Below are 25335 nucleotides of genomic sequence, written 5' to 3'. Positions count from 1 at the left end.
CAACGTGTGGTGACACGTCGATGAGTTGATTGGGGTTGACGAACGAAGTTGGTTGGGTCTCACCTTAGCCCTCCCGCATACCATCATCTAGTTGGTGACGGCCCCAACAGGCCGGATTGTGTGCGGATTCACGCGGGCGCGCCCCGAGGCGCGGGCCTTTAGGAGCTGCGGGCCACTACATCCTCGGCGTAGGCCACCAGCGTGCGGACGGCGACGCCGGTGCCCTCCTTCGGGGTGTAGCCGTGCGGGGATCCTTCGTTGAAGGCCGGGCCGGCGATGTCCAGGTGGGCCCACGGGATGCGCGCGCCGCCGGATTCGCCCACGAACTCGCGCAGGAAGATCGCGGCCGTCAGCATGCCGCCGTACTTGTCGCCCATGTTGGACAGGTCTGCCACCTGCGAGTCCAGGCTGGGACGAAGTTCCTCCGGCAACGGCATCGGCCAGAACAGTTCCCCCGCCCGGTCGGCGGCGGCCTTGACGGCATCGCGCACGGGTTCGTCGCCCATGACCGCGGCCACCCGGCTTCCCAGCGCGACCATCTGCGCGCCCGTCAGGGTGGCGACGTCCAGCAGGACGTCGGGATGTTCCTCGCTGGCGGCGGCCAGTCCGTCGGCCATGACCAGCCGGCCTTCGGCGTCGGTGTTCAGCACTTCCACCGTCTTGCCGCCGTACATGGTTAATACGTCGGAGGGCCGGGACGCGGTGCCGGACGGCATGTTCTCCGCCAGGCAAAGCCAGGCCGTGGCCTTCACCGGCAGTCCCAGCTCGGCGATCGCCAGGACGGCGTTCAGCACCACGGCCGCGCCTGCCATGTCGCACTTCATGGTCATCATGCCGGTGGCGGGCTTGAGCGAGAGGCCGCCGGAGTCGAAGGTGATGCCCTTGCCCACGAAGGCGAGCTTCGCCTTGGCCCGGACCGGCGCGTATTCCACCTTGACCAGGCGGGGCGGGCGGCTGGATCCCTTGCCGACGCCGGTCAGGCCCCCGTAACCGTCTTTCGCCAGCCGACCCTCGTCCAGGACGGTGACCTTGACCGGCAGGTTCCGGGCCATCTGGGTGGCCGCCTCGGCGAACGTCTCCGGGTACAGGTGGCTCGGCGGCTGGTTGACCAGGGAGCGCGTCGCATTGACCGCCCGTCCCAGCACCGAGGCCCGCTTGAGTGCCTTCGCCAGTTCCTTGTCGCCGGCAACCGGCGTGATGACGGTGGCTTCGGCCACCGGGCCGCGGGCCCCGGCCGCCCGGGTGCGGTGATCGCTGAAGTCATAGGCGCCCAGGGCGGCGCCTTCGGCGACAGCCGCCGCTTCGGCGACTGTTCCGGCCGGCAGGCCGAGTGCCACCGAGCGGACCCCGGCCAGTTGGCGCACCGCCGAGCCGGCGGTGCGGCGCAGGGTTTCTTCCGTCAACGCCTGCCCGGGCAGCAGCTTCCCGACGCCGGCCAGCACCACCACGTCCGCCCCGGCCCCGGGCAGCCCCGGCAGGCGGTGGACCTGGTCGGCCGCCCCGGTGACGCCGAGCAGCGGAAGGGAGTCCTGCAGCGACTTCGAGGCCTTGGCCGGCAGCGGATTCTCCAGCAGGACCGGACCGTCTCCGTCCTGCCCGACCGCAATGACGAGGGCGGCTGACTTGGCCTTTTTGACATCCTTGGCAATGGCGCTGAGCTTGAGCTCGGTCGTGGGGATCACGCAGATCTGTCCTAACTTCTCCTACAGCCGGCCGGCCGGACGGGTGGTGCCCGCCGCCGCTCACCGGTTGCTTACCGTTGTGTCTACAGTAGTTCCAGCAGGAATGAGCCTTTGAAAAGGTTGGCCGGAACAGGGCCTGCACCTGTCGATCGTAGTCTCTCCGCACCGGATGCGGTGCCGCGCACGCGCTCTCCGGCCCGCGGGCCGGAATTTTTCCGCCCGCCCGGGCGCTGAACATTGCGAGAGGCATGCACGGCAGGGAAAGAGACGATGCCGGAACGGAGGGCACATTGCTGGATCCACGGTCGCTGATGTCGACCAACGCGGAGTTGTTCGACTCGCCTGAGCTGCGCGGGCTTGATCTCGTCATGGGATTCACCGGTGCTGCGGAAGCCGGCCACGTGGTGGAGCAGATCGGCGACGAGCTGCTCGACGGGCTCGACGCACAACTGGTCGCCTCCTTCGACGCCGACCAACTGGTGGACTACCGCAGCAGGCGGCCCCGCATCACCTTCGCCGGCGACCGTTTCACCGACTACGAAGCCCCCGCCATCGAGCTGTACCGGCTGGTCGACGGGCTCGGCACTCCGTTCCTGCTGTTGACCGGCCCCGAACCCGACTACCAGTGGGAGCGGTTCTCCCGTGCGGTCGTCTGGGTGGCGAACCGGCTCCAGACGCGCCTGGTCGCGTGGGTCCAGTCGCTGCCCATGCCGGTGCCCCACACCCGCCCGATCGGCGTCACCGTCCACGGCTCGCGGCAGGACCTGATCGACGGGATCACCAGCTGGAAACCCCAGGCGGAGCTGCAGGCCGGCATCGGCCCGCTGCTGGAAGTGCGCCTCGCAGAGGCCGGGCGTGACGTCGTCGGCTATTCCATCCACGTGCCCCACTACCTGTCCGACGCCCAGTACCCGCCTGCCGCCGTCGCGGCGCTGGAGTACATCGGTGCCGCCACCTCGCTGACGTTGCCCACAGACCGGCTGCGCGAGACCGGACGCGAGGTGGAAAGCCAGATCGACCGGCAGGTACAGGACTCCGCGGACGTCCAGCGCGTCGTCGGCCGGCTGGAAGAGCGGTACGACGAGTACGCGGGGCATGAAGAGCGCCGCTCGCTGCTGGTCAAGGACAACGAAGAGCTTCCCGACGCCGACGAGATCGGCGCGGCAGTGGAGGCCTTCCTGGCCACTCAGCCTGCCACCGACGACGACGGCGCCGAAGGAGCCTCCACGGGGTCCGGCGACGCCGATTAGTCCCGCGCCCCGGACCGTGGGCAAGATGGAGCAATGGATTCGCGGCGTGCTTGGTGGGTGTGGGGGAGCGGGATATTCGCCTACTTGGTGGCGATCACCCAGCGGACCTCCTTCGGCGTAGCAGGCCTGCAGGCCACCGAGCGCTTTGACGCCACCGCCGCCGCGTTGTCGACGTTCACCGTGGTGCAACTGGTGGTGCACGCGGGCCTGCAGATCCCCGTCGGCCTCATGGTGGACAAATACGGACCCCGGATGATGGTGGCCGGAGGGGCCGTACTGATGCTGGCCGGGCAAACCGCCCTGGCCTTCGCGTCCTCCGTCCCCGAAGGGCTGGCCGGACGCGTCCTCGTCGGTGCCGGCGACGCGATGACCTTCGTGTCGGTGCTGCGGCTGCTGCCCAGTTGGTTCAGCGGGAAGCACATTCCGTTGCTGACCCAGTTAACCGGCCAGCTGGGCCAGATCGGCCAGCTGATCAGCGTCATCCCGTTCGTGGCCATCCTTAACCTGGCGGGTTGGACGCCGGCTTTCCTCTCTGTTGCCGCGCTCTCCGCGGTGGCCTTCGTCCTTGCCCTCGCAGTGGTCCGCAACGAGCCGGGACCCCGGCGGACGGCCCCGCAGCCGACCCTCCGCCAGACCGGCGCGTCGCTGGCCGAAGCGTGGCGGGAACCGGGTACGCGACTGGGACTGTGGACTCATTTCACGGTCCAGTTTCCCGCGAACGTGTTCATGCTCATGTGGGGTTACCCGTTCCTGGTGTCGGCTCAAGGCCTGACGCCGACGGAAGCCTCGGCGCTGATGACGGCAGCGGTCATGACCTCCTTCGTCGCCGGCCCGTTGCTGGGCCGCTGGGTGGGCCGGCATCCCCTCCGGCGCTCCACCATGGCCCTGCTGATCGTGGGGGCCATGTCGGCGGCCTGGCTGTGCGTCCTGGTTTACCCGGGCCCGGCCCCGTTTTGGCTGCTCCTACTGCTGGTCATGGCCGTGGCCGTCGGCGGCCCGGGTTCCATGATCGGCTTCGACTTCGCCCGGACCTTCAATCCGCTCAGCCGCGCCGGAACGGCCACCGGGATTGTCAACGTCGGCGGCTTCATCTCGGCGCTGCTGGTGATGCTCGGCATGGGCGTGGTGCTCGATGCCCTGCTGGCCAGCGGGTTCTCGCAGGGCGACCTGTACGCGCTGGACTCGTTCAAGCTGGCCTTCAGCCTCCAGTTCCTCTTCCTGATCGCGGGCACGCTGGCGATGCTGGCCGTGCGCAAACGCGTGCGCACCCGGATGTCGCACGGCGGGATTACCGTGCCGCCGCTGCGCGATGCGCTGGCACGGGAGCGCCGCCGGCGGCGCGAACGGATCCGGGAAAGCAGGGGGAACGGCGGAACCCGGGGCGGCTAAGCACCCTCCCTCCACCGTTGAGCACCCTTCCTCCACCTGGGCTTTGGAAGGGCAGTTGTCCACAGGGGAGCCCCCTCGGCTGGCCGCCGGGCAGGCAGCGGCGGAAGGCTCCTGTCATGGAGAAGAAGAAGTTCACCGCCCGCCGCTCCGTCGACATTCTCGGTTTCGTGCCGCATGCGCTGGGATTCCTTCCCGCCGACAGCGTGGTGCTGCTGGCCCTTTCCCAAGGCCGTTTGGGCGCGACCCTCCGCCTGGACCTCCCCGCCAGCGGGGACGGCTGCCACCTCGAACTGTTTGCCGAAACGGCGGCGGACTATCTGCGCTCCGACGAGGACGCCGACTGCGCGCTGCTCATCCTGTACACGGACGACCCCTGGCGTTCGCCGGGCCGGCCGCCCCATGCCCGGCTCGTGGCCGCCCTCGGCCGTTCCTTGGCCGCCGTCGGGCTGCCGGTCCGCGCGGGCTGGACGGTAGGCCCGCAGCACTGGCGGGAGCTTTATTGCGCCGACGCCGAATGCTGTCCGCTGCCCGGACGTCCGGTGTCACAGATCCGGGACAGTGCCCTGAGCGCCGAACTTGTCTACAGCGGCAGCACTTACGCGGCCTCCGCAGCGGAGGCCGTGGCCGTCCCACGGGCGGCAGCCTCCGGCGCGCCGTACGCGACCGCCACGTCCGTCCGGAGAGTCGGGGCTGCACAGGCACCGGAACCGGCACCGGCAGCGACACCCGATGTCGCGGCCGGGATACGGCAGGAGGCGGACCGGCTGGCCGCGGGATGCGCGGGAGAGTGGACCCATGCGGACTTCTACTTCCACACCCTCCGCCGCTGGGAGCAATCCCTGGCAGCGCACAAGGCCGGAACCCTCACGGCGGAAGCGCAGGCCTTCCTGCTGGCGAGCCTGAGCGACAACGCGGTACGGGACGGTATTGCCATCTTCGCCTGCAGCAGCGCCGAGACGGCGTTCCTCTGGGCCGAGGCATCCGGCCTCCTCGATGACGCGGACCGGGCGGCGGGCGCCGCGCCGCCCGTCGATCCATTGCCCGGGTCCGGCGATCCTGCCGCAGCCCGGGGCTGGTCCAAAATTTTGATCGGTGAGTCGCCCCACGCTCCGGACTGGGATCGCGTGGACGCCACGGCACACCTGCTCTCCCGCCTGCACGCCGTCGGAGCGGGGCGCTCCCGCGCTGCCGCCGGCACGCTGCATGCCTGGATCGAATGGGCCCGGGGACGCGGTACGCATGCGCATCAACGGGCCGAGGCCTGCCTTCGCGAATTGCCCGGCTACCGGCTGGCGGAACTGGTGCAGGAACTGGCAGACAGCGGAATGCTGCCGGTGTGGGCGCGCCGGCGGGAGACCGCCTGGCCCGGACGGAGGCACCTGACGGCATGATCGCGGCGTCGCGACGGTCGAAAATCAGTTCATCCGGCGGTCTGAATCGTGAGACAATGGGAACCGAGACCCGGTTGGGTTCGTGTTTCAAACAGCGGTAGATCCTGCGGGAATACCGCCGCCGCGGATCAGGTTATGCCATGTAGACCCTGCGTCCGTGGCTTGGTTTGAATTCATTCACGGACTTGACAGGGTCATAGTGGTGTTACCCGCAGGTAGCGTCACAGACCGCCGTACGAAAGGTTCTCTGTGTCACCGGACAAGAAGACTGCTGCAGCTCCCGATGAGGAGACTGCTGCCTCCGCTCCGAAAAAGTCCGCGACGACCAAGCGCGCGGGCGCCCAGTCAGCGGCAGCGGCGGAAGCTGCTCCCAAACGGCGCGGCCGCAAGCCCGGTGCCGCTGCCAAGAAGGATGAGGCGAACACCGCCGAGCTGGCCACGGAAGAAGTCGACGAGGATCCCGAGGTTGAGCCGGAGCCCACCGAGGAAGACGTAGAAGCCACCGAGGAAGCCGGCGCCAAGAAGGGCAAGGACGGCGAGACCGGGTCCGGGTTTGTTTACTCCGACGCCGACGACGACGACGCCCCCGCCCAGCAGGTGGTCTCCGCCGGCGCCACCGCCGACCCCGTCAAGGACTACCTGAAGCAGATCGGCAAGGTCGCCCTGCTGAACGCCGAGCAGGAAGTCGACCTCGCCCTGCGGATCGAGGCCGGTCTCTTCGCCGAAGAGAAACTGGCCAAGGACGACGGCACCATGGAGACGCGCCTGCGGCGCGACCTGGAGCAGATCGTCCACGACGGCAAGCGCGCCAAGAACCACCTGCTGGAAGCCAACCTCCGACTGGTCGTCTCGCTGGCCAAGCGCTACACCGGCCGCGGCATGCTGTTCCTGGACCTGATCCAGGAAGGCAACCTGGGCCTCATCCGCGCCGTCGAGAAGTTCGACTACACCAAGGGCTTCAAGTTCTCCACCTACGCCACCTGGTGGATCCGGCAGGCCATCACCCGCGCCATGGCGGACCAGGCCCGCACCATCCGCATCCCGGTGCACATGGTGGAAGTCATCAACAAGCTGGCACGCGTGCAGCGCCAGATGCTCCAGGACCTGGGCCGCGAGCCCACTCCCGAAGAGCTGGCCAAGGAACTGGACATGACACCGGAAAAGGTCGTCGAGGTCCAGAAGTACGGCCGGGAGCCGATCTCGCTGCACACGCCGCTGGGCGAAGACGGCGACTCGGAGTTCGGCGACCTGATCGAAGACTCCGAGGCCGTGGTTCCCGCCGACGCGGTCAGCTTTACCTTGCTGCAGGAACAGCTCCACTCGGTGCTGGACACGCTGTCCGAGCGCGAAGCCGGCGTGGTGGCCATGCGCTTCGGACTCACCGACGGCCAGCCGAAGACTTTAGACGAAATCGGCAAGGTCTACGGCGTCACGCGGGAACGCATCCGCCAGATCGAATCCAAGACCATGTCCAAGCTGCGGCACCCGTCGCGGTCGCAGGTACTCCGCGACTACCTGGACTAATCCGACTGCGCGGCAGGGCCGGCACCCGCAAGGGGCCGGCCCTGCTGGGTTAACCGGCACCCGCAAAAGGCCGGCCCTGCTGCGTTAGCCGGCGGCAGCGGGGGAAGGGGAGCGCTTCCGCGTTCCGGCGCCAGGTCCCCGGGCGCCCCCGGCGGAAAGGCCTCCGGAGACGCAAAGGGCGCCGTTCCCCTTGCGGGGAACGGCGCCCTTTGACCGGGTACCGGGCGGACCTGTCGGACCGCTCCGGGAACGGGCTGCGGCTGCAGCCCGTTCCCAAAGAACCTATTCGGCGGCGGCGCCGGCCTTTTCGGTCAACCGGCTGGTTTCGTCCTGCCATTCCGAGGCCTTGGAGCGAAGCTGCGGCTCATGCTGCCGGGCATGGTGCCCGCAGAAGAGGAGTTCGCCGCCGGAGGAGGCCAGGACAACCCGTACATAGGCTTGGGCACCACACCGGTCGCATCGGTCCAATGCGGTCAGTTCACGGGGGGCTACTGCTGTCGTCATGATGACCTCCTTACGAGTGCGTCTATCCATAGAACCATCCGAAGCGCGGAAATCTTCGCAAGATGGGGTCACTTTCGCTCACCGCGTATCACGTGTGGGTAACAGCCGGGAGCTGCGTCACATGCCGGTCTGCGCTCCGGCGCGGTGCACAAGCCCGCCCGCAAAGGGGATTAGCCTAGTAACGGTCCGTTATTCGCGGCGGACCGCGGCCAAGGACCGCAGTTCTGTCTGCCAAGGAGCACTCGTACACGTGGCGCCAACGAAGTCTGAGTACACAGCACGCCATCTTTCCGTCCTGGAAGGGCTGGAAGCCGTCCGCAAGAGGCCGGGCATGTACATCGGATCCACTGATTCCCGCGGGTTGATGCACTGCCTTTGGGAAATCATCGACAACTCCGTCGACGAGGCGCTGGCCGGGTACGGGCAGAGCATCAAGATCACGCTGCACCCGGACGGCTCGGTGGAGATCCACGACGACGGCCGCGGCATCCCGGTGGACATCGAGCCAAAGACCGGCTTGAGCGGCGTCGAAGTAGTGTTCACCAAGCTGCACGCCGGCGGAAAGTTCGGCGGCGGCTCCTACACGGCCTCCGGCGGCCTGCACGGCGTCGGCGCCAGCGTGGTCAACGCCCTGTCCTCCCGCCTGGATGTCCAGGTGGACCGCGGCGGCAAGACGTACCAAATGTCCTTCCGCCGCGGCGAGCCGGGCAAGTTCATCGACACGGGCAGGGGGCCGGGCCCGGAGTCCGCGTTCGAGCCGTTCGTCACGGGCTCCAAACTGGAAGTGGTCGGAACCGCCAAGCGCGGCGTGACCGGAACGCGCATCAGATACTGGGGCGACCGGCAGATTTTCACCCCGGACGCCAAGTTCTCCTACGAAGAGCTGCAGAACCGGGCGCGGCAGACCTCGTTCCTGGTTCCGGGGCTGAAGATCACGCTGCGCGACGAGCGCAGGTTGGCCGGCACCGCCGGCGAGAACGGCCCGATCGAGGAAGTGTTCCACCACGACGGCGGCATCGCCGAGTTCGTCGAGTACCTGGCCAACGACAGCGCCGTCACGGATGTCTGGCGCTTCCACGGCTCCGGCAAGTTCAAGGAAACCGTTCCGGTACTCGATGAAAACGGGCACAGCAAGATCGCCGAGGTCGACCGCGACTGCCACGTTGACGTCGCCCTGCGCTGGGGCATTGGCTACGACACCACGGTCCGTTCCTATGTGAACATCATCGCCACCCCCAAGGGCGGCACGCACCAGGCCGGCTTCGAACAGGCGCTGTTGAAAACCTTCCGCAAGGTGATCGAGGCGAACGCCCGCAAGCTGAAGGCCGGCAGCGACAAGATTGAAAAGGACGACGTCTTCGCGGGACTCACCGCGGTGCTCACCGTCCGCCTGGCCGAGCCGCAGTTCGAAGGCCAGACCAAGGAAATCCTGGGCACCTCCGCCGTCCGCGCCATCGTGTCCCGGGTGGTGGAGAAGGAGCTGGCCGCCAAGCTGGGGTCCTCGAACCGCGGGGACAAGGCCCAATCCGCGCTGCTGCTCGAAAAGGTCGTCAGCGAGATGAAGTCCCGCATCTCGGCCCGCGTCCACAAGGAGACGCAGCGGCGCAAGAACGCGTTGGAGACGTCCTCCATGCCGGCAAAGCTGATCGACTGCCGCACCAGCGACGTCGAACGCTCCGAGCTGTTCATCGTCGAGGGCGACAGCGCTTTGGGCACGGCACGGCTGGCCCGCTCGTCCGACCACCAGGCGCTGCTGCCGATCCGCGGCAAGATCCTCAACGTGCAGAAGGCATCGGTGGGCGACATGCTCTCCAACGCCGAATGCGCGGCCATCATCCAGGTGGTGGGGGCCGGGTCCGGGCGCAGCTTCCAGCTGGACGCGGCCCGCTACGGCAAGGTCGTCCTGATGACGGACGCCGACGTCGACGGCGCGCACATCCGCACGCTGCTGCTCACGCTCTTCTTCCGCTACATGCGCCCCCTGGTTGACGCCGGTCGCGTGTACGCCGCCGTGCCCCCGCTGCACCGGGTGGAGATCATCAACCCGGGTGCCAAGGCCAACGAGGTGGTGTACACCTACTCGGAGAACGAGCTGCACAAACTGCTCGCCACCCTGGAGAAGGACGGCCGGAAGTACAAGGAGCCGATCCAGCGCTACAAGGGCCTGGGCGAGATGGACGCCGACCAGTTGGCCGAAACCACCATGGAGCCCCGCCACCGAACGCTGCGCCGGGTGCGGATCGAGGATGCCGAAGCCGCCGAGCGTTCCTTCGACCTGCTGATGGGCTCCGACGTGGCGCCGCGCAAGGAGTTCATCGTGGCAGGCGCCTCGATGCTCGACCGGGAACGGATCGACGCCTAGGCCGCCAGCCCGGGTGCCACCAACAGGACGGTCGGCACCGCCAGCAGCAAAGCCGCGGCCAGCAGTACCGCGGACCGGGCCGCGCCGCCAAGGGCCGGAACAGGGGAGAGCAGCCGCCGCAGCCGGTGTGCGGTGACAAAGGACTCCGCCTCGGCGGCGCCGAGCAATCCCTTCGCCGGGTCGCCCAGGCTTGCGGCCGGGCCTGCCGCCGGCGGCCGCTCACCGGCAGCGACGACGGCGATCGCACGCACCAGCGTCTCGCGGGCCGACGTCTTCAGGGAATGGTCGTCCGCGAGCATCTCGATCAGCTCGTTCACCGCCGTCCGGGCCAGCTTCGAGGTGGGGAGCCAGGGCAGGGCCGCCCGCCAGGCGGCGAAGGCCCACAGCAGCAGGTCGTGGCGCTGTTCCAGGTGCGCCTTTTCGTGCGTCATGACCGCGTGCAGTTCGTCCGGCGAGAGCAACTCGAGCAGGCCGTTCGAGAGCACCGTGACGGAGCCGCCGCCGCCGGGCAGGCAGTAGGCCACCGGCGCCGGGTGGTTGATCACCAGGGTGCGCGGGGAGTCTTCGGACGGGGAGCTCAGCAGATTCAGCAGGTCGCGGTGCCGGCCGCGCTGTTTGCGGATCTTGTAGTAGGTCAGCAGCAGCGTGAAGACCAGGTGCACGGTCAGCAGCAGGGCGGCGCTGAGCGCGAACACGTGCACCAGGTCCAGGCCGGTATCCGCACTGTCGTCCAGCAGAAGGCCGGTCAGGCCCCGGAGGCCGGCCAGCAGGTGGTCTCCCAGCGGTTCCAAGCCCCACGTCAGCATGGCGCCGATCATGGACAGGCCGCCGGCCAGGGCGATGGCCTGCCAAAGCACCAGCGCCGTCCCGGGACTGCGGGCCGTCCAACGTGCCCGCGAGAGCAGGATGGGAGCAGGCCACGCCAAAATGACCGCCATGGCGGCCAGCAGGTAGGAGGCCAGGAACATTCAGCTCAGTTGGAAGAGAGGATCTTGCGCAGGGTTTCCGCTTCCTCGTCGCTGACCGTCCCGATAAAGCGGGCCAAGACGGCCTCGCGGTCCGGGGCCGAGCCCAGGACCTCGTGCATCAGCTCCACGGTGTGCTCTTCACGGCTTGTCACCGCCCGGTAGCGGTGCGGGCGGATGTCGCGGCCGCGCTGGACCAGGCCCTTCTTCTCGAGCCGGGACAGAACGGTCAGCACCGTTGTGACGGCCAGCTCCTTGCCGTCCGCCCCGTCCGCGGAGACCTGCGCCAACGTGTCGCGCAGCTCATTGGCGGTCAGTCCGGCCTCGGCCGGATCGGCGGCGTTCTGGGACCACAGCACGTCCATGACCGCCCGTTCCAAATCTCCGAGAGTAGCCATCTGGTTCCTTTTCGTCTCTTAACGTCGCATCACCGGCGCGCAGAACCTTTCTACGACCGTGCTCTTGGTCTCTAATTTACCGTCTTTCGTGCAAATGTTCTACAGTTCGTAGAAGATTAAGTTCTACGGCGTGTAGAAATGAGTTCCGGAGTAGTCCGGAACCCAGGTCAGTCCGGGAGGCAGCGGCAATGGAAGCACTTGAAATCGCGCGGTGGCAGTTCGGTATCACCACCGTCTACCACTTCCTCATGGTGCCGCTGACCATCGGCCTGGGACTGCTCGTCGCGATCATGCACACGGCCTGGTACCGCACCGGCAAGGACCAGTACCTGCGGATGACCAAGTTCTGGGGCAAGCTGTTCCTGATCAACTTCATCATGGGCGTGGCCACCGGCCTGGTCCAGGAATTCCAGTTCGGCATGGCCTGGAGCGAATACAGCCGCTTCGTCGGCGACGTCTTCGGTGCGCCGCTGGCCATGGAAGCCCTGCTCGCGTTCTTCGTCGAGTCCATCTTCCTGGGCCTGTGGATTTTCGGCTGGGGCCGACTGCCCAAAGCGGTGCACCTGCTCAGCATCTGGGGTGCCTCGCTGGCCACCGTCGCTTCGGCCTACTTCATCCTGGCCGCCAACTCCTGGATGCAGCACCCGGTCGGCGTCGAAATGATCGACGGTCGGCCGGTCATGGTGGACGTCTGGGCCGTGCTGACCAACAACACGCTGCTGGTGGCCTTCCCGCACACCATCTTCGGCGCCACCTCGGTGGCCGGCGGTTTCCTGCTGGGCATCAGCTGGTACCACCTGTGGAAGCGCCGCCGCGACGGCATCGACACCGTGGGCCCGGACGGCACGGTAGTCGTCGGATCCGACCCGGCGCGCGGCAGGGATGCGGCCGACCACAAGGTCTGGCTCCGCTCGCTGCGGATCGGCGCCGTCGTCGCGGTCGTCTCCTTCGCCGGGGTGTCCCTCACCGGGGACCTGCAGGCCAAACTGATGTTCCAGCAACAACCCATGAAGATGGCCGCCGCGGAGGCCGCCTGCCACGACGGCACGGGCTTCTCCATCCTGACGGTCGGCGACCTCGGCTCCAACGACTGCGACGACATGGTCGCCGTGGTCGAGCTGCCCGGACTGCTCTCCTTCATGGCCAACGGCGACTTCGACACCGAGATCCGGGGCATCAACAGCCTGCTGCCGGAGTACCAGGAGCGCTTCGGAACGCACCTGCCCGACAACCCGATCTACGGCGAGCGCGCCGGCAGCGAAATCGACTACGTGCCGGTCATGGAAGTCACCTACTGGGGCTTCCGGATGATGATCACCTTCGGCATGCTGGCCGCCGCGGCCGCCGCCGTCGCCCTGTGGGTGGTGCGCAAGGGCACGGTGCCCGAATCGAAGTGGCTGATGCGGCTGGCCGTGTTCGGAATCCTGGCCCCGTTCGGTGCCAACTCGGCGGGCTGGATCTTCACCGAAATGGGCCGCCAGCCGTTCGTCGTGGCACCCAACCCGGATCCCGACGGCATCGACAACGTCTTTATGTTCACGGCCGCGGCCGTGTCGCCGGGCGTCTCGCTGGGGGAGCTGATTTTCTCGCTCAGCGCCTTCACCTTGGTCTACGGCTCGCTGCTGGTGGTGGAAGTGAAGCTGCTCGCCGCCTACTGCCGCGGCGGTGTGCCGGCGGCAATGCCCGAGCTGCTGCCCGCGGCGTCCGCGGATGGCACGGGCACGGACGACGACGGCGGCACCGGCGGCCGCGGCAAGGACGGAGATGGAACGGACGGGAACGGAAAAGACCCTGATGACGTGCTCGCGTTCGCGTACTGAACCGGCTCCTACGGATCGATAAGGACGACTCATGGAAACCCTGCCCACCATCTGGTTCATTGTCATCGCCTTCTTCTGGACCGGGTACCTGTTCCTGGAAGGATTCGACCTCGGCGTCGGCATGATGATGCGCGGCTTCGCCCGGAACAACACGGAACGCCGCGTGCTGCTCAACACCATCGGCCCGGTCTGGGACGGCAACGAAGTCTGGCTGGTCACCGCGGGGGCCGCCACGTTCGCGGCCTTCCCCGAGTGGTACGCCGCCCTGTTCTCCGGCCTGTACCTCCCGCTGGTGCTCGTGCTGCTGGCTTTGATCTTCCGCGCCGTCGGGATCGAATACCGCGGCAAGGTGGACACGGACCGGTGGCGGGCGCGCTGGGACTGGGCGATCGCGCTGGGCTCGTTGGTCGCGGCCTTCGGCGTCGGGGCCATGCTCGCCCTGACCACCACCGGCCTGCCGCTCAACGCCAACGGCGACCGGGTGGGCGGACCGTTCGCCTGGTTCAACGGCTACGCCGTGCTCGGCGGGCTGGCGGTGGTCGGCTTCAGCCTGGTCCACGCGGCGGCGTTCCTGGCGCTGAAGACCGACGGCGAGGTCCGGTTGCGGGCCAAGGCGCTGGTCCTGCGCTGGCTGCCGGTGGCGCTGCTGCCGATGGCCGCGTGGGCCGCCGTGTTGGTGCTGCGCCACGGCAAGGCCGTCACGGTGGCGACGCTGTTGCTGGCCGCCCTCGGCGCGGCGGCGGCCTGGCTGCTGGCCAGGGCCGGACGGGACGGACTCTCCTTCGCCGGGCTCGGCACCTTCGTGGTCGCCGGGTCGGCAACCATCTTCACCGCGGTGTTCCCCACGGTACTGCCCTCGACCATCGACGAGTCCTTCAGCCTGACGGTGGACTCGGCGTCGTCGTCGGACTACACGCTGGGCGTGATGAGCGTAGTGGCGCTGTTCGGCATCCCGGCCGTGCTGGTCTATCAGGGCTACACGTACTGGGTGTTCCGCAAGCGCGTGAGCGCCTCCGCCATCCCCGCAGCACACGCCGTCACCGCACAGTGAAGCCGGTGCTTCCGGTGGGCGCCGCCGGCAAACGGGCGCTCTACCTGCTGGGACTGGCCGCGGCCGTCAAGGCCGGCGGCTTGGTCTTGCTCGCTTCGGCGGTGGCCGCCGGGGTGGCAGGCGTGGCGGCCGGGACGTTCAGCTGGGAGGCGGTCCTGCTGCCCGGCGCCCTCGGCGCCGTCCTGCGCGCGGCCGCGGCCTGGGGCCAGGACGTGGCCGCGCAGCGGGCGGCGGCCGGCATCAAGGAGGACCTGCGGGCCCGCCTCGCCGCCCGGATCCTGCACGACGGCGGTGCCTCCCCGGCCGGGCGCGACGGCTCCGCCCCGGGCGAGGGCGCCCTGAGTGTGCTGGCCACCCGGGGACTGGACAACCTGGATGACTACTACGCCAAGTACCTGCCGGCCCTGGTGACCTGCGCCACCGTACCCCTGCTGGTGGGGCTGCGGATCCTGGCCGCGGACTGGGTGAGCGCGCTGATCGTGGTGCTCACGCTGCCGCTGGTGCCGGTCTTCATGATCCTGATCGGCAAGCACACCGAAGACCGGACGAAACAGGCGGCCGCGGCCTTGGACCGCCTGTCCGACCACCTGCTGGAACTGGCCCGGGGACTGCCGGTCCTGGTCGGCCTGGGCCGGGCCGCCGCGCAGACCCGGGCCTTGGGCGATGTCGCCCGCGCCTACCGGGAACGGACCCTGGCCACGCTGCGGGTCGCCTTCCTGTCCTCGCTGGCACTGGAACTGATCGCCACCATTTCCGTGGCCGTGGTGGCGGTGTTCGTGGGCATCCGGCTGGTTTACGGCGGAATGGAACTGGAAGCCGGGCTGCTGGCCCTGATCCTGGCTCCGGAGTGTTTCCAACCGCTGCGCGACCTCGGCTCGGCGCACCACGCGAGCGAAGACGGACTGGAAGCCCTCGAGCGCAGCAAGGCTGTGTTGGACGCGCCGGCGGGCCGGCCGCTGGTCGCCGCTCCGGACGCCGGGCACCGGCCCGGGGAGCGCCGCGGGGAAGCGCCGGAGCTGCGGGTTGCCGGGCTGGCCGCCGCTTACCCGGGCCGTGGGCAGGTGCTGGAAGGGCTGGACTTCACGGCTCCGGCCGGCCGCATCACCGCCTTGTCCGGGCCGAGCGGCGGCGGCAAGACCACGGTGCTGGAGATCCTGGCGGGCCTGCGCCGGGACGGGGCCGGCATCCGGCTGGCCGGCCGGGTGTCCGGCCTCGACCGCGGCCGGATCGCGTGGATCCCGCAGCATCCGGTTCCCTCCGAGTCCACCGCGGCCGAGGAGGTGGCGCTGTATGCCGGGCTGGCCGGGCCGGCCGGGCGCGCAGCGGCGGAGGAAGCGCTGGCGCAGGTCAATGCCGCCGGCCTGGCGGACGCGGACACCGGCGACCTCAGCCCGGGAGAGCTGCGCCGCGTGGCCGTGGCACGGGCTTTGGCCCGGGTTGACCATGTCCCCGGGGTGGACGTGCTGCTGGCCGATGAACCTACCGCGCACGTGGATGAGCGCAGTGCCCGGGCCATCGAGGCCGCGCTGGACGGTCTCCGCGGCAGGGTGACCACCGTGCTGGTGGCCCACGACCCGGACACCGCGGCGCTCGCCGACCACGTGGTGCCGGTGGTGCCGGCGTCCGGGGAACCCGTTGCTGCCGCCCCGTCGGATACGGATGGTGTGCGGTCCCCGGCACCGGGCACCGAACGCGGCGGGCAGGCGCCCGGAGCAAGGGCGGGCTCCGGCACGGAAGCGGCGGGGGAGGACGGCGGAACCGAAGCGGCGGGGATGGACGCCGCCGGCGCCGGACCCGGCCTGTGGCGGCAGGCGGCGCTGCTACGGCCGTGGAGCGGGAGGTTCCTGGCCGCACTGTGCTTTGGCCTCGGCGCGGCGCTCTTCGCCGTCGCGCTGGCGGGCCTGTCGGGCTGGCTGATCGTCTATGCCAGCGAACAGCCGCCGATCCTGTACCTGATGACCTCCATCGTCGGTGTCCGGTTCTTCGGGATCGGGCGTTCGGTCCTGCGTTACCAGGAGCGGCTGAAGCTGCACGACGCCGTCTTCGAAAGCACCGACCGGCTGCGGATCAGGTTGTGGAACGGGCTGCTGCAGCGGCCGGCAGCGTGGCGGCGGCTGGCACGCGGCGGCGGCGCCCTGGAGCGGCTGGTCGGAGACGTGGACGAACTGCGGGACATCGCCCCTCGGGCGGTCTTCGCCCCGCTGGTCGGCCTGCTGGTGGCCGCCGCGTCCTGCGTGGCCACCGCGCTGCTGATGCCCGCGGCCCTTGGCTGGCAGCTGCTGCTCTCCGGGATCTGCATAGTGGGAGCCCCCGCGGTGACGCGCTGGGCGGACCGCCACGCCCAGGCAACCACCGTGCGGCTCAAGGGCAGGTCGCTGAACGCGTTCACGCGGCTGCTGGCGGCCGCGCGGGACCTGGCCGCAAACACGGCTGCCGGGCCGCTGCTGCTGCGTGCCCGCCGCCTTGACCGGGAAGCGACCGCCGCCGTGCAGCGCAGCGCCTGGGCGCAGGGCCTGGGACACGCGCTGACGGTGCTGGCCTGTTCCCTCTCAGCCGTCGTGATGCTCGGCTCGGCGGGAGGCACGGTGCCGGGGGTGGTGGCCGTCGTCGTCCTGATGCAGTTGGCGCTGGCCGAACCTTTCATGGCGGTGAACACCGCGGTGCAGCAATGGGGCGCCTGGCGCGCCGCCGGGGCACGCGTCATTCCGGAGCTGGGCAGCGGCGGCGCGGCCCCGGCCCGCCAAGCACGGCGGGAAGCTCCGGTCGAGGCGCTGGAACTGCGCAACGCGTCCTACCGGTACCCGGGCGCGGACCACGACGCCTTCACCGGCGTGGACCTGCGGGTGGAGCGCGGTCAATGGCTGGCGGTCACCGGCCCGTCGGGGAGCGGGAAGTCCACGCTGCTCGGCGTACTGCTGGGGTTCCTGCCACTGGCCTCCGGCCGCTACCTGGTCAACGGGAGGTCCGGCGGGGCTCCGCGGTCGGCCATCGCGTGGATGCCCCAGGAAGCGCACCTGTTCAACTCGACGCTCCGCGCCAATCTGCTGCTGGCCCGGCCTGCCACGGACCCGCCGGCCGCAGAGGAGATGCGCTCGGCGCTCGCCGCCGTGGGGTTGGGCGGATTCCTGGCCGGACTGCCGCACGGGCTGGGCACCCGGATCGGCCCGGGCGGGCACTTCCTCTCCGGCGGCCAGCGGCAGCGGCTCGCCGTGGCCCGGGCGCTGCTGGCCGACTCCGATGTGGTGCTGCTCGACGAACCGGCCGCGCACCTGGACCGCGACGCCGGGGACGCGTTGCTGGCCGACCTGCGCCGCGGGCTCGCCGGCAAGGCGGTGGTCATGGTGACGCACGACGAACGGCAAGCCGCATGGTGCGGGCTTCGGCTGCAGCTGCCTACCGGCACGTATGCCGCTGCCCTAAGCTGAGGCAATGACCAATTCCGACCTGCCGGTCGTTCCCGGCGGAGCCCTGCGCTGGCGTCCCATGTCCGCCTCGGACATCGAGGGCTGGCGCCGGTTGATCCAGCGGATGGCCGCGGTGGACAAACCGGTCTGGACCGAGACGACGGCGGATCTGGCGGAGGCGTTCGACGACCCTGCCAACGACCCCGCTGAGTGCACCGCCCTCGGGCTGGATGCCGGCGGGACGGTGCGTGCCGTGGGCCGGGTCTACGCGAACGCCGGCTCACCGGTCGCCCACACCTGGGGCGGGGTGGATCCGGACTGGCGCCGCCGCGGCATCGGCAGGGCGCTCTACGAGTGGCAGGCCGACCGCCAGCGGCGCCGGTTCCGCGCGGCCGGCATCAGGGGCGGCGTCCTGCGGAGCAGCACCGAGGAACAAGATCCGGCGCACAACGCGCTGATGGAAGCGGTGGGCGCCAGGGTGGTCCGCTACTTTACCGAAATGACCCGGCCGCTGGTGGAGATTCCGGACGCGCCGCTGCCGCAGGGCTTCGTCTTTGTGGACCTGGATCCGGGCGACAGCGACGCCGTGCGGCTCGCCCACAACGAGGCGTTCGCGGACCACTGGGGCAGCGAGCCGAGGGACGAGCGCCGGTGGAAGAACCTGGTGCAGCACCCTGAGACCAGGCCGGAGTGGAGCATGTCGGTGGTGGAGGCCGCCTCCGGCGAGACGGTGGCGTACCAGGTGGCCAGCTTTGATCCTCAGTACAAGCTGCAGTCAGGGTATGACGAAGGGTTCACGAACCTCCTCGGCGTCCGCAGGCCGTGGCGCGGCCGCGGGCTTGCCCAGTCGCTGCTGGCCGAAGCGATGCGCCGGTTCCGGGCCGGCGGGATGGCACACGCCGGGCTGGGCGTTGACACCGAGAACCCCAGCGGGGCGCTGGCCCTCTACACCCGGATGGGCTACGTGCCGACCAAGCGCTACCTGGACTATGAACTGCCCCTGACCTGACGCAGGCAGGGGGACCGCCGGCGGCTGGGCCCCGACGTCGTGCACCTACGACGTTGTGCACCGCGGCCGGGCGGCGGCTACGCCCCGACGTCGTGCAGGTGATGCGTGACGTCGTGCAGGAAGTAGCTGCCGAGCGTGACGACGGTGAAAGCCGAACCGTTGCTGCGCCTGCCGCGCCGGTCCCACTCGGCCGGGGTCACCGCATTGAAGCCGGCCGCGACCTCCGCGGCTGCTGCCGCCAGCTCCTCGGCGACGGCGCGCGGGTCCTGGCCGGCGTAACGTCCCTCAACGGCCGCGGCGTTCTGGTCCCAGTCGGCAAACTCCGGGTTGTCCTGGCCGAGCATCAGCTGCAGCCGGGCATCGAACACGCGGCAGACGTCTCGGACGTGGGCGGCGTACTCCAGCACCGACCACGTCGAGTCGTCGGGGCGGACGTGGGCGCCGGGCTCCGCCAGGGCCGCCTGCCAGCGGGGCACCGTGGCCAGCACCTCAGGGCCGATCCGGTCCGGCGTGACGCCGGCCGGGTCGAAGCCGCATTCGGGGCAGGGCCGCCCGGTGACCCACGTCCAGTCCTTGGTATCGGGGATGATCGCCATGCAGCCAGCTTAGGAGTCTTGTGACCCCTGCTGCGATAGGGCGGGGCCGACGGCGTCCACGGGCTGGGACAACGGTATGCCGGAACCATCGCGGCGGCCGTGTTCGGTAGGCAGCGCCCGGGAGGCGCCGTTGGCCGAGCTGGCCTTCGCCGGGCCGTGCCCGGCCCACGCCAGCGAGAGCATGTCCTCGCCCTTCAGGAAGCGGTGCGCGCGCACGCCGCCGGTGGCCCGGCCCTTGGCCGGGTACTCCGTGAACGGGGTGACCTTGACCGAGCCGGGGGAGGTGCCCGGCAGGGCCTCCTGCGAGGAGGCGACGGTGACGACGACGGCGTCCGCATCCCCGGCGGCGACCGCACCGAAGAACGTCACGGTGTCTTCCGCGCCCAGTTTGATGCCCGTGACGCCGCCGGCCGTGCGGCCCTGGGCGCGCACCGTCGAGGCCGGGTAGTGAAGCAGTTGCGCCTGGCGGGTGATGAAGACCAGTTCATCGTCGTCGGCCGGGACGCTCAGGCCCACGATGTAGTCCTTGGGCTTGAGCGCGATGATCTCCCAGTCCTCCCGGTTGAGCGGGTAGTCCGGGGTCACGCGCTTGACGATGCCCTGCGCCGTGCCGAGGGCGAGGACCTTGTCCAGCGGCGCCAAGGCCACCAGCGATTCGCCCTTCGCCAGGGTCACGAACTCCTTGACCGGGACGCCCCCGGCCAGGTTGGGCGACCCGGCAGCGGCGGCGAGCACCGGCATGTCCAGGACCGGGAGCCGCAGCATCCGGCCCAGCGAGGTCACCGCTCCGATTTCGGCCCGTGCAGTGGTCCTGACGACTGACGCCAGGACGTCGTGCCGGATCCGCTGGCCGTCCGACAGGGGCTCCTGGTCCACCGTGCGGGCGAGCTGGCCGGAGGCCGAGAGCAGGACCCAGCACGGGTCGTCCGCGATCTGCAGCGGCAGGGCGGCCTTGGCGTTCTTGCCGGCGGCGGGAGCCGGCAGGGCGGTGCCGCGGAGCGGGGCGGCGGCCTCCGATTCGAGCAGCACGGTCCGCCGCGGCGTGGCGTAGAGCGCGGAAACCTCGCCCAGCTCGTCGGACACCAGCTGGCGCAGCATGGCCTCGTTGGCCAGGATTTCCTCCAGTGCGGCGATCTCGCGGCGCAGCTCGTCCTGTTCCTTCTCGAGCTCGATCCGCGAGTATTTGGTCAGCTGGCGCAGCCGCAGTTCGAGGATGTGGTTGGCCTGGATTTCGGACAGGTCGTAGATGGCCATCAGCCGCTCGCGGGCGGCCGCGGCCTCGTCCGAGGAACGGATGATCTGGATGACCTCGTCGATGTCCACGATGGCGATCAGCAGGCCTTCGACCAGATGCAGCCGGTCCTTCTTCTTGCCCAACCGGAACGCGGTGCGCCGCCGGACGACGCCGATGCGGTGGCTGATGTAGACCTGCAGCAGTTCCATCAGGCCCAGCGTGCGCGGCTGCCCGTCGACCAGCGTCACGTTGTTGATGCCGAAGGAATCCTCCATCGGCGAATAGCGGTACAGCTGCGCCAGCACGGCGTTCGGATTGAAGCCGTTCTTCAGCTCGATGACCAGGCGCAGGCCGTGCTGCCGGTCGGTCAGGTCCACGATGTCGCTGATGCCCTGCAGCTTCTTGGACGTCACCGCGTCCTTGATCTTCTCGATCACCTTCTCCGGGCCCACGCCGTAGGGCAGCTCGGTGACCACCAGTCCGGTGCGGCGGGCGGTGAGCTTCTCCACCTCCACCTTGGCGCGGGTCTTGAAGGAGCCGCGGCCGGTGGCGTACGCGTCGCGGATTCCGTCCAGGCCCACGATCTTGCCGCCGGACGGCAGGTCCGGTCCGGGGACGAACCGCATGATGTCCTCGAGCGTGGCGTCCGGGTTGGCGATCAGGTGCTGGGCCGCGGCGATCACCTCGCCGAGGTTGTGCGGCGCCATGTTCGTGGCCATGCCCACCGCGATGCCGGAAGACCCGTTGACCAGCAGGTTGGGGAAAGCGGCCGGGAGTACCGCCGGCTGCATCAGCTGGTTGTCGTAGTTGGGCACGAAGTCCACAACGTCTTCGTCCAGGTGGTCGGTCAGCGCCAGGGCCGGCGGCGCGAGGCGGGCCTCGGTGTAGCGCGGTGCCGCGGGACCGTCGTCGAGCGATCCGAAGTTGCCGTGGCCGTCAATCAGGGGCATGCGCAGCGAGAAGGACTGCGCCATCCGCACCATCGCGTCGTAGATGGCGGCGTCGCCGTGCGGGTGCAGCTTGCCCATCACCTCGCCGACCACGCGGGCGGACTTCACGTGCCCCTTGTCCGGCCGCAGCCCCATCTGGGACATCATGTAGAGGATGCGGCGCTGTACCGGCTTCAACCCGTCGCGGGCATCGGGCAGTGCGCGCGAGTAGATGACCGAATAGGCGTATTCGAGGAAGGAGCCTTCCATCTCGGAGGTCACGTCGATATCGACGATGTTCTCCGTGTAGTCCTCTTCGGGGGCGGGAGTCTGGCGGCGGGGCATGGGTAGAGCTTCGGTCCTTAGCTAAAAGTTGCGGATACAGTGAGTTTATGGCGCAAGAGGCTGATTCCCCGGATTATCCGGATTATTGGGAGGCGGATGTCGTGCTGCGCGACGGCGGGACGGCGCACCTGCGCCCCATCGTCCCGGCCGATGCCGAGGCCCTGCAGGCCTTCCACGTGGGGCAATCGGAAAGCTCCATCTACCTTCGCTTCTTCACCTTCAAGTCCAAGCTCAGCCCGCGCGAACTGGCCCGCTTCACCAAGGTCGACTACGTCAGCCGGGTTGCCTTCGTCATCACCGTCGGCGATGAAATCATCGGGATCGGCCGCTACGACCGGCTGGACGATCCCGCCGAAGCCGAGGTCGCCTTTAATATCGCCGATGCCCATCAGGGCCGGGGGCTGGGTTCCATCCTGCTGGAGCATCTGGCGGCGGCCGCCCGGGAGAACGGCATCAGCAAGTTCTCCGCCGAGGTGCTGCCGGAGAACCGGAAAATGATCACCGTCTTCAACGACGCGGGGTACGAGGTGCGGCGCCATTTCGACGACGGGGTGGTCGCCCTCGAGTTCGACATCGACCCGACCGAGCGCTCCCGCGCCGTCATGGCCTCCCGGGAACACCGGGCCGAGGCCAAGAGCGTGGCCGCCCTGCTGGCCCCCGGATCCGTGGCCGTGATCGGCGCCAGCCGGGATTGGGGCAGCGTGGGCTACTCGCTGCTGGAGAACATCATCGAAGCCGGCTTTACCGGTCCCGTCTACGCCATCAACCCGCAGGCCTTCGAACTGAACGGCATGATCTCCCATGCCGCCATCGCCGACGTCCCGGACCCCGTGGAACTCGCCGTCGTCGCCGTCCCTTACGGGGAAGTGCCCAAGGTGGCCCGCGAATGCGCCGCCGCCGGCGTCAAGGGCATCCTGGTGGCCAGCGACGGTTTCTCCCAGGCCGGGACCGAAGGCTTGCAGCGGCAGCGCGAGCTGGTGCGCCAGGCCCGCGCCCACGGGATGCGGGTGATCGGCCCGGGCTCCCTCGGGCTCCTGAACACCGACCCGGCGGTGTCGCTGAACGCCTCCATGGCGCCTGCCATGCCCCCGCGCGGAGCGCTCGGGCTGTTCAGCCAGTCTGCGGCCATCGGCGTCCTGCTCTACACCGCCGCCAGCCGGCGCGGGCTGGGCCTGTCCTCCACGGTGTCGGCGGGGAACCGGGCCGACGTCTCCGGCAACGATGTCATGCAGTACTGGGAAGACGACCCGGCCACCCTGGCGGTAGGGCTCTACCTGGAATCCATCGGCAACCCCCGGAAATTTTCCCGCATCGCGCGCCGGCTCTCGCGTAGCAAGCCGGTGATCGTCGCCAAGTCCGATGTGATGGGGCTGCAGCTGCCGCCCGGCCATGCGGTACGCACCACCCAGGCGCCGCCGGGCGCCCTCGACGCCATGTTCCGCCAGTCCGGGGTGATCCGCGTGGAGACCAACGAAGAGCTGATGGACGTGGCGCAGGTCCTGGTCAGCCAGCCGCTTCCGGCCGGCGCCAACCTGGCCGTGTTCAGCAACTCCCTGGCGCTGGGCAACGTGGTGGCCGACGCCGCCAGGGCCCACCAGCTGGACGTGGTCCGGCGGGAGGTGGCGCTGGACCTGGATACCGGGCAGTCCACCGCGCTCCCGATGCTTCGCCGGCAGGTGCGGCAGGCACTGTCCGCACCCGAGGTACACGCCGCCGTCGTCACCCTCCTTCCCGCCACCGGCATCCCGACCTCCCGGCTGGCGGAAGTGCTGCGGGACTGCGCCGAAGAGGCGGGCAAGCCGGTGGTCGCCTCCTTCACCGGCGTGCTCGACCTGGCCGAACGGACCGACGGCCTGCTGGCCGCCGGAGGCCCGGATTCCGGCGGCGGCCTGCAGCGCGGCCTGCCCGCTTTTACCAGCCCCGCCAGCGCCGTGAACGCGCTGGCGGCCGCGGTCCGCTACGCCGAATGGAAGGCCCGCGACCAGGGCGAGTTCCCCGAGCCGGCGGGAACGGATCCCGCCGAGGCGCAACGGCAGATCGACGCCCTGCTCGGCGGGGTCACCGGGACCGAGCTGCTGACGCCGACCCCTGCGCAGACCGCCCGGCTGCTGGGCTGCTACGGCATCACGGTTCAGGAGTCGGCCGGCTTCACGCACGACGACGAGGCCGTGGCCGCCGCCGAACGGCTCGGCTGGCCCGTGGCCGTCAAAACCACCGACGCGCGGCTGCGGCAACGGCTGGACCTGGGCGGGGTCCGGCTGAACATCACAGACGAGGCGACCCTGCGCGCCAACATCGCGCACATGCGGGCCAGCCTGGCCCCGTTCGGCGATATCCCGTTGGAAGTCCAGTCGATGGTGCCCGCCGGCCAGGCCTGCACCATCCGCTCCATCGAGGATCCGCTGCTGGGCCCGGTGGTCTCCTTCGGGCTGGCCGGCGACGCCGTCAACCTGCTGGGGGACTGGTCCCACCGGATCCCCCCGCTGAGCACCGTGGATGTGGCGGACCTGGTCCGCGGGCCCCGCGCGGCGGAGAAGCTCTTCGGCTACCAGGGCCTGCCCGCAGTGGACGTTCCGGCGCTCGAAGACCTGATCGCCCGCGTGGCGCAGCTCAAGGACGAGCATCCCGAAGTGGCCCTGCTGGAGCTCAACCCCGTCCAGCTCTCCGACCGCGGCCTGGCCGTGCTGAACGCCGAAGTCCGGCTCGGAAACCACGCGCACCGCACGGACAGCGCGCGGCGCGCCATGCGGGACTGAACCTGCCGGGTTAGCCATCCGGCGGCAGGGTAGGGGATTATGGAACCATGAGCCCCCTATCGACGGCCGAACGCCGCAGTCTCGACGACGCCCTCAACCGGGCCGGCTTTTATCCGCTGCTGGTTTCCGACGTGGTCCACGACGCCTTGGACGAGCGCGAGCCGCTGTCCCACCTGGTGCACCTGGAGACACACTTCGACCGCAACGAGGTGCACCGGCACATCACCGTGCTGGTGCTCACCGAGGACATGCTGGTCATCACGCACGTGGACGACCAGCAGCTGGACGACGAGGGCGAGCAGATGGTGGCGCAGATTTCCACAGAGTCGGTCCCGGTCAGCCAGATCCGCTCCGTGGTGCTCAGCTACGTCTACGCCCAGCCGCAGAACTACACCTCCGCCGACCAGGCCCGCGAACTGACTCTGGCCATCGCCTGGTCCGGCGGCCAGCGGCTGGACATGGGCCCGGCCGGTTGCGGCGATCCGCAGTGCGACGCCGACCACGGCTACACGGGCAATATCGTCCAGGAAGACATCGTGCTGCGGGTCAGCGCGGAGGCCGACGGGCTGCAGGCGGTCCAGAACGCCAAGGACTTTGCCCGCGCCCTGCGCAAGGTCAGCACCAGCCACCCGGAGCCCGCCGCCGCGCCGGGCCCGGTGCAGCAGCGCCCGCGCATCGGCAACCGCCTGGTCCGCGGCCACCACGGCCGCTGATCTGCGGGATCGA

Annotated in this window: 17 protein-coding genes; 11 read left to right on the top strand and 6 right to left on the bottom strand. The window is 69.5% G+C overall.

All coding sequences use genetic code 11. The annotated features are described in order from the left end of the window. Positions 1-158 precede the first annotated feature (158 nt). Entirely contained in the window at positions 159-1682 is a 1524-nt protein-coding gene (locus AC5RTY_RS07735) for a leucyl aminopeptidase (RefSeq protein WP_494013828.1), read from the bottom strand. 248 nt (positions 1683-1930) lie between these two features. Here AC5RTY_RS07735 and AC5RTY_RS07730 point away from each other — a divergent pair, with 248 nt between their 5' ends. The 4 genes from AC5RTY_RS07730 (at position 1931) to AC5RTY_RS07715 (ending at position 7236) form a co-directional block, all read left to right on the top strand. Next, positions 1931-2932 carry a proteasome assembly chaperone family protein gene (locus AC5RTY_RS07730; protein ID WP_494013829.1) on the top strand — a complete coding sequence of 334 codons (1002 nt, stop codon included), beginning with the start codon at positions 1931-1933 and terminating at the stop codon, positions 2930-2932. 33 nt (positions 2933-2965) lie between these two features. Further along, entirely contained in the window at positions 2966-4321 is a 1356-nt protein-coding gene (locus tag AC5RTY_RS07725) for an MFS transporter (protein ID WP_494139319.1), read from the top strand. Positions 4322-4437: 116 nt separating this feature from the next. Continuing rightward, positions 4438-5712 carry a DUF4192 family protein gene (locus AC5RTY_RS07720; RefSeq protein ID WP_494139318.1) on the top strand — a complete coding sequence of 425 codons (1275 nt, stop codon included), beginning with the start codon at positions 4438-4440 and terminating at the stop codon, positions 5710-5712. Between the two features lie 249 nt (positions 5713-5961). After that, entirely contained in the window at positions 5962-7236 is a 1275-nt protein-coding gene (locus tag AC5RTY_RS07715; RefSeq protein WP_494013832.1) for an RNA polymerase sigma factor, read from the top strand. Positions 7237-7518: 282 nt separating this feature from the next. Here the strand turns inward: AC5RTY_RS07715 and AC5RTY_RS07710 are convergent, their stop codons facing one another. Next, entirely contained in the window at positions 7519-7740 is a 222-nt protein-coding gene (locus AC5RTY_RS07710; RefSeq protein WP_493999501.1) for a DUF7455 domain-containing protein, read from the bottom strand. Between the two features lie 250 nt (positions 7741-7990). Here AC5RTY_RS07710 and AC5RTY_RS07705 point away from each other — a divergent pair, with 250 nt between their 5' ends. Further along, positions 7991-10102: a DNA gyrase/topoisomerase IV subunit B gene (locus AC5RTY_RS07705; RefSeq protein ID WP_494013833.1), complete on the top strand. Its 2112-nt coding sequence runs from the start codon at positions 7991-7993 to the stop codon at positions 10100-10102. On the opposite strand, the gene AC5RTY_RS07700 is transcribed toward AC5RTY_RS07705, so the two are convergent. Further along, positions 10099-11070, bottom strand: coding sequence for a M56 family metallopeptidase (locus AC5RTY_RS07700; protein ID WP_494139317.1), 972 nt, complete (start codon positions 11068-11070; stop codon positions 10099-10101). The genes AC5RTY_RS07705 and AC5RTY_RS07700 overlap by 4 nt on opposite strands. 5 nt (positions 11071-11075) lie before the next feature. Beyond that, positions 11076-11465 carry a BlaI/MecI/CopY family transcriptional regulator gene (locus AC5RTY_RS07695; RefSeq protein ID WP_493977919.1) on the bottom strand — a complete coding sequence of 130 codons (390 nt, stop codon included), beginning with the start codon at positions 11463-11465 and terminating at the stop codon, positions 11076-11078. Positions 11466-11653: 188 nt separating this feature from the next. On the opposite strand from AC5RTY_RS07695, the gene AC5RTY_RS07690 reads away from it, so the two are divergent. The 4 genes from AC5RTY_RS07690 to AC5RTY_RS07675 are packed head-to-tail and all read left to right on the top strand — an operon-like array spanning position 11654 to position 18749. Then, positions 11654-13285, top strand: a complete 1632-nt coding sequence (locus AC5RTY_RS07690) for a cytochrome ubiquinol oxidase subunit I (protein WP_494128732.1) — start codon at positions 11654-11656, stop codon at positions 13283-13285. A 31-nt stretch (positions 13286-13316) separates the two neighbouring features. After that, positions 13317-14336, top strand: coding sequence for a cytochrome d ubiquinol oxidase subunit II (gene cydB / locus AC5RTY_RS07685; RefSeq protein ID WP_494139316.1), 1020 nt, complete (start codon positions 13317-13319; stop codon positions 14334-14336). Positions 14337-14341: 5 nt separating this feature from the next. Next, positions 14342-17761 (top strand): thiol reductant ABC exporter subunit CydD, encoded by a 3420-nt coding sequence (gene cydD, locus AC5RTY_RS07680; protein WP_494139315.1) that lies wholly within the window; start codon positions 14342-14344, stop codon positions 17759-17761. A 4-nt stretch (positions 17762-17765) separates the two neighbouring features. Beyond that, positions 17766-18749: a GNAT family N-acetyltransferase gene (locus tag AC5RTY_RS07675; protein WP_494139314.1), complete on the top strand. Its 984-nt coding sequence runs from the start codon at positions 17766-17768 to the stop codon at positions 18747-18749. A 77-nt stretch (positions 18750-18826) separates the two neighbouring features. Here AC5RTY_RS07675 and AC5RTY_RS07670 read toward each other — a convergent pair whose 3' ends face one another. Then, on the bottom strand, positions 18827-19345 hold the full coding sequence (locus tag AC5RTY_RS07670; RefSeq protein WP_493999509.1) for a DinB family protein: 519 nt from the start codon (positions 19343-19345) through the stop codon (positions 18827-18829). A 9-nt stretch (positions 19346-19354) separates the two neighbouring features. Further along, a complete protein-coding gene (locus AC5RTY_RS07665; RefSeq protein ID WP_494139313.1) occupies positions 19355-21853 on the bottom strand; it encodes a DNA gyrase/topoisomerase IV subunit A in 2499 nt (832 codons plus the stop codon). A 47-nt stretch (positions 21854-21900) separates the two neighbouring features. Here AC5RTY_RS07665 and AC5RTY_RS07660 point away from each other — a divergent pair, with 47 nt between their 5' ends. Both AC5RTY_RS07660 and AC5RTY_RS07655 read left to right on the top strand, forming a co-directional pair. After that, positions 21901-24609 (top strand): bifunctional acetate--CoA ligase family protein/GNAT family N-acetyltransferase, encoded by a 2709-nt coding sequence (locus tag AC5RTY_RS07660; protein ID WP_494139312.1) that lies wholly within the window; start codon positions 21901-21903, stop codon positions 24607-24609. A 47-nt stretch (positions 24610-24656) separates the two neighbouring features. Further along, on the top strand, positions 24657-25322 hold the full coding sequence (locus AC5RTY_RS07655) for a DUF5998 family protein (protein ID WP_493977911.1): 666 nt from the start codon (positions 24657-24659) through the stop codon (positions 25320-25322). Positions 25323-25335 lie beyond the last annotated feature (13 nt).

It is taken from the genome of Arthrobacter sp. Y3224055 (assembly GCF_059090825.1).
This window is presented reverse-complemented; position numbering and strand designations above follow the sequence as displayed.

What these genes read in the sequence shown, in the direction of transcription:
- AC5RTY_RS07730 (WP_494013829.1), top strand. Translation starts at nt 1,931, where the DNA reads ATGCACGGCAGGGAAAGAGACGATGCCGGAACGGAGGGCACATTGCTG.
- AC5RTY_RS07725 (WP_494139319.1), top strand. Translation starts at nt 2,966, where the DNA reads ATGGATTCGCGGCGTGCTTGGTGGGTGTGGGGGAGCGGGATATTCGCC.
- AC5RTY_RS07720 (WP_494139318.1), top strand. Translation starts at nt 4,438, where the DNA reads ATGGAGAAGAAGAAGTTCACCGCCCGCCGCTCCGTCGACATTCTCGGT.
- AC5RTY_RS07710 (WP_493999501.1), bottom strand. Translation starts at nt 7,740, where the DNA reads ATGACGACAGCAGTAGCCCCCCGTGAACTGACCGCATTGGACCGATGC.
- AC5RTY_RS07700 (WP_494139317.1), bottom strand. Translation starts at nt 11,070, where the DNA reads ATGTTCCTGGCCTCCTACCTGCTGGCCGCCATGGCGGTCATTTTGGCG.
- AC5RTY_RS07695 (WP_493977919.1), bottom strand. Translation starts at nt 11,465, where the DNA reads ATGGCTACTCTCGGAGATTTGGAACGGGCGGTCATGGACGTGCTGTGG.
- AC5RTY_RS07690 (WP_494128732.1), top strand. Translation starts at nt 11,654, where the DNA reads ATGGAAGCACTTGAAATCGCGCGGTGGCAGTTCGGTATCACCACCGTC.
- cydB (WP_494139316.1), top strand. Translation starts at nt 13,317, where the DNA reads ATGGAAACCCTGCCCACCATCTGGTTCATTGTCATCGCCTTCTTCTGG.
- AC5RTY_RS07675 (WP_494139314.1), top strand. Translation starts at nt 17,766, where the DNA reads ATGACCAATTCCGACCTGCCGGTCGTTCCCGGCGGAGCCCTGCGCTGG.
- AC5RTY_RS07670 (WP_493999509.1), bottom strand. Translation starts at nt 19,345, where the DNA reads ATGGCGATCATCCCCGATACCAAGGACTGGACGTGGGTCACCGGGCGG.
- AC5RTY_RS07665 (WP_494139313.1), bottom strand. Translation starts at nt 21,853, where the DNA reads ATGCCCCGCCGCCAGACTCCCGCCCCCGAAGAGGACTACACGGAGAAC.
- AC5RTY_RS07660 (WP_494139312.1), top strand. Translation starts at nt 21,901, where the DNA reads ATGGCGCAAGAGGCTGATTCCCCGGATTATCCGGATTATTGGGAGGCG.
- AC5RTY_RS07655 (WP_493977911.1), top strand. Translation starts at nt 24,657, where the DNA reads ATGAGCCCCCTATCGACGGCCGAACGCCGCAGTCTCGACGACGCCCTC.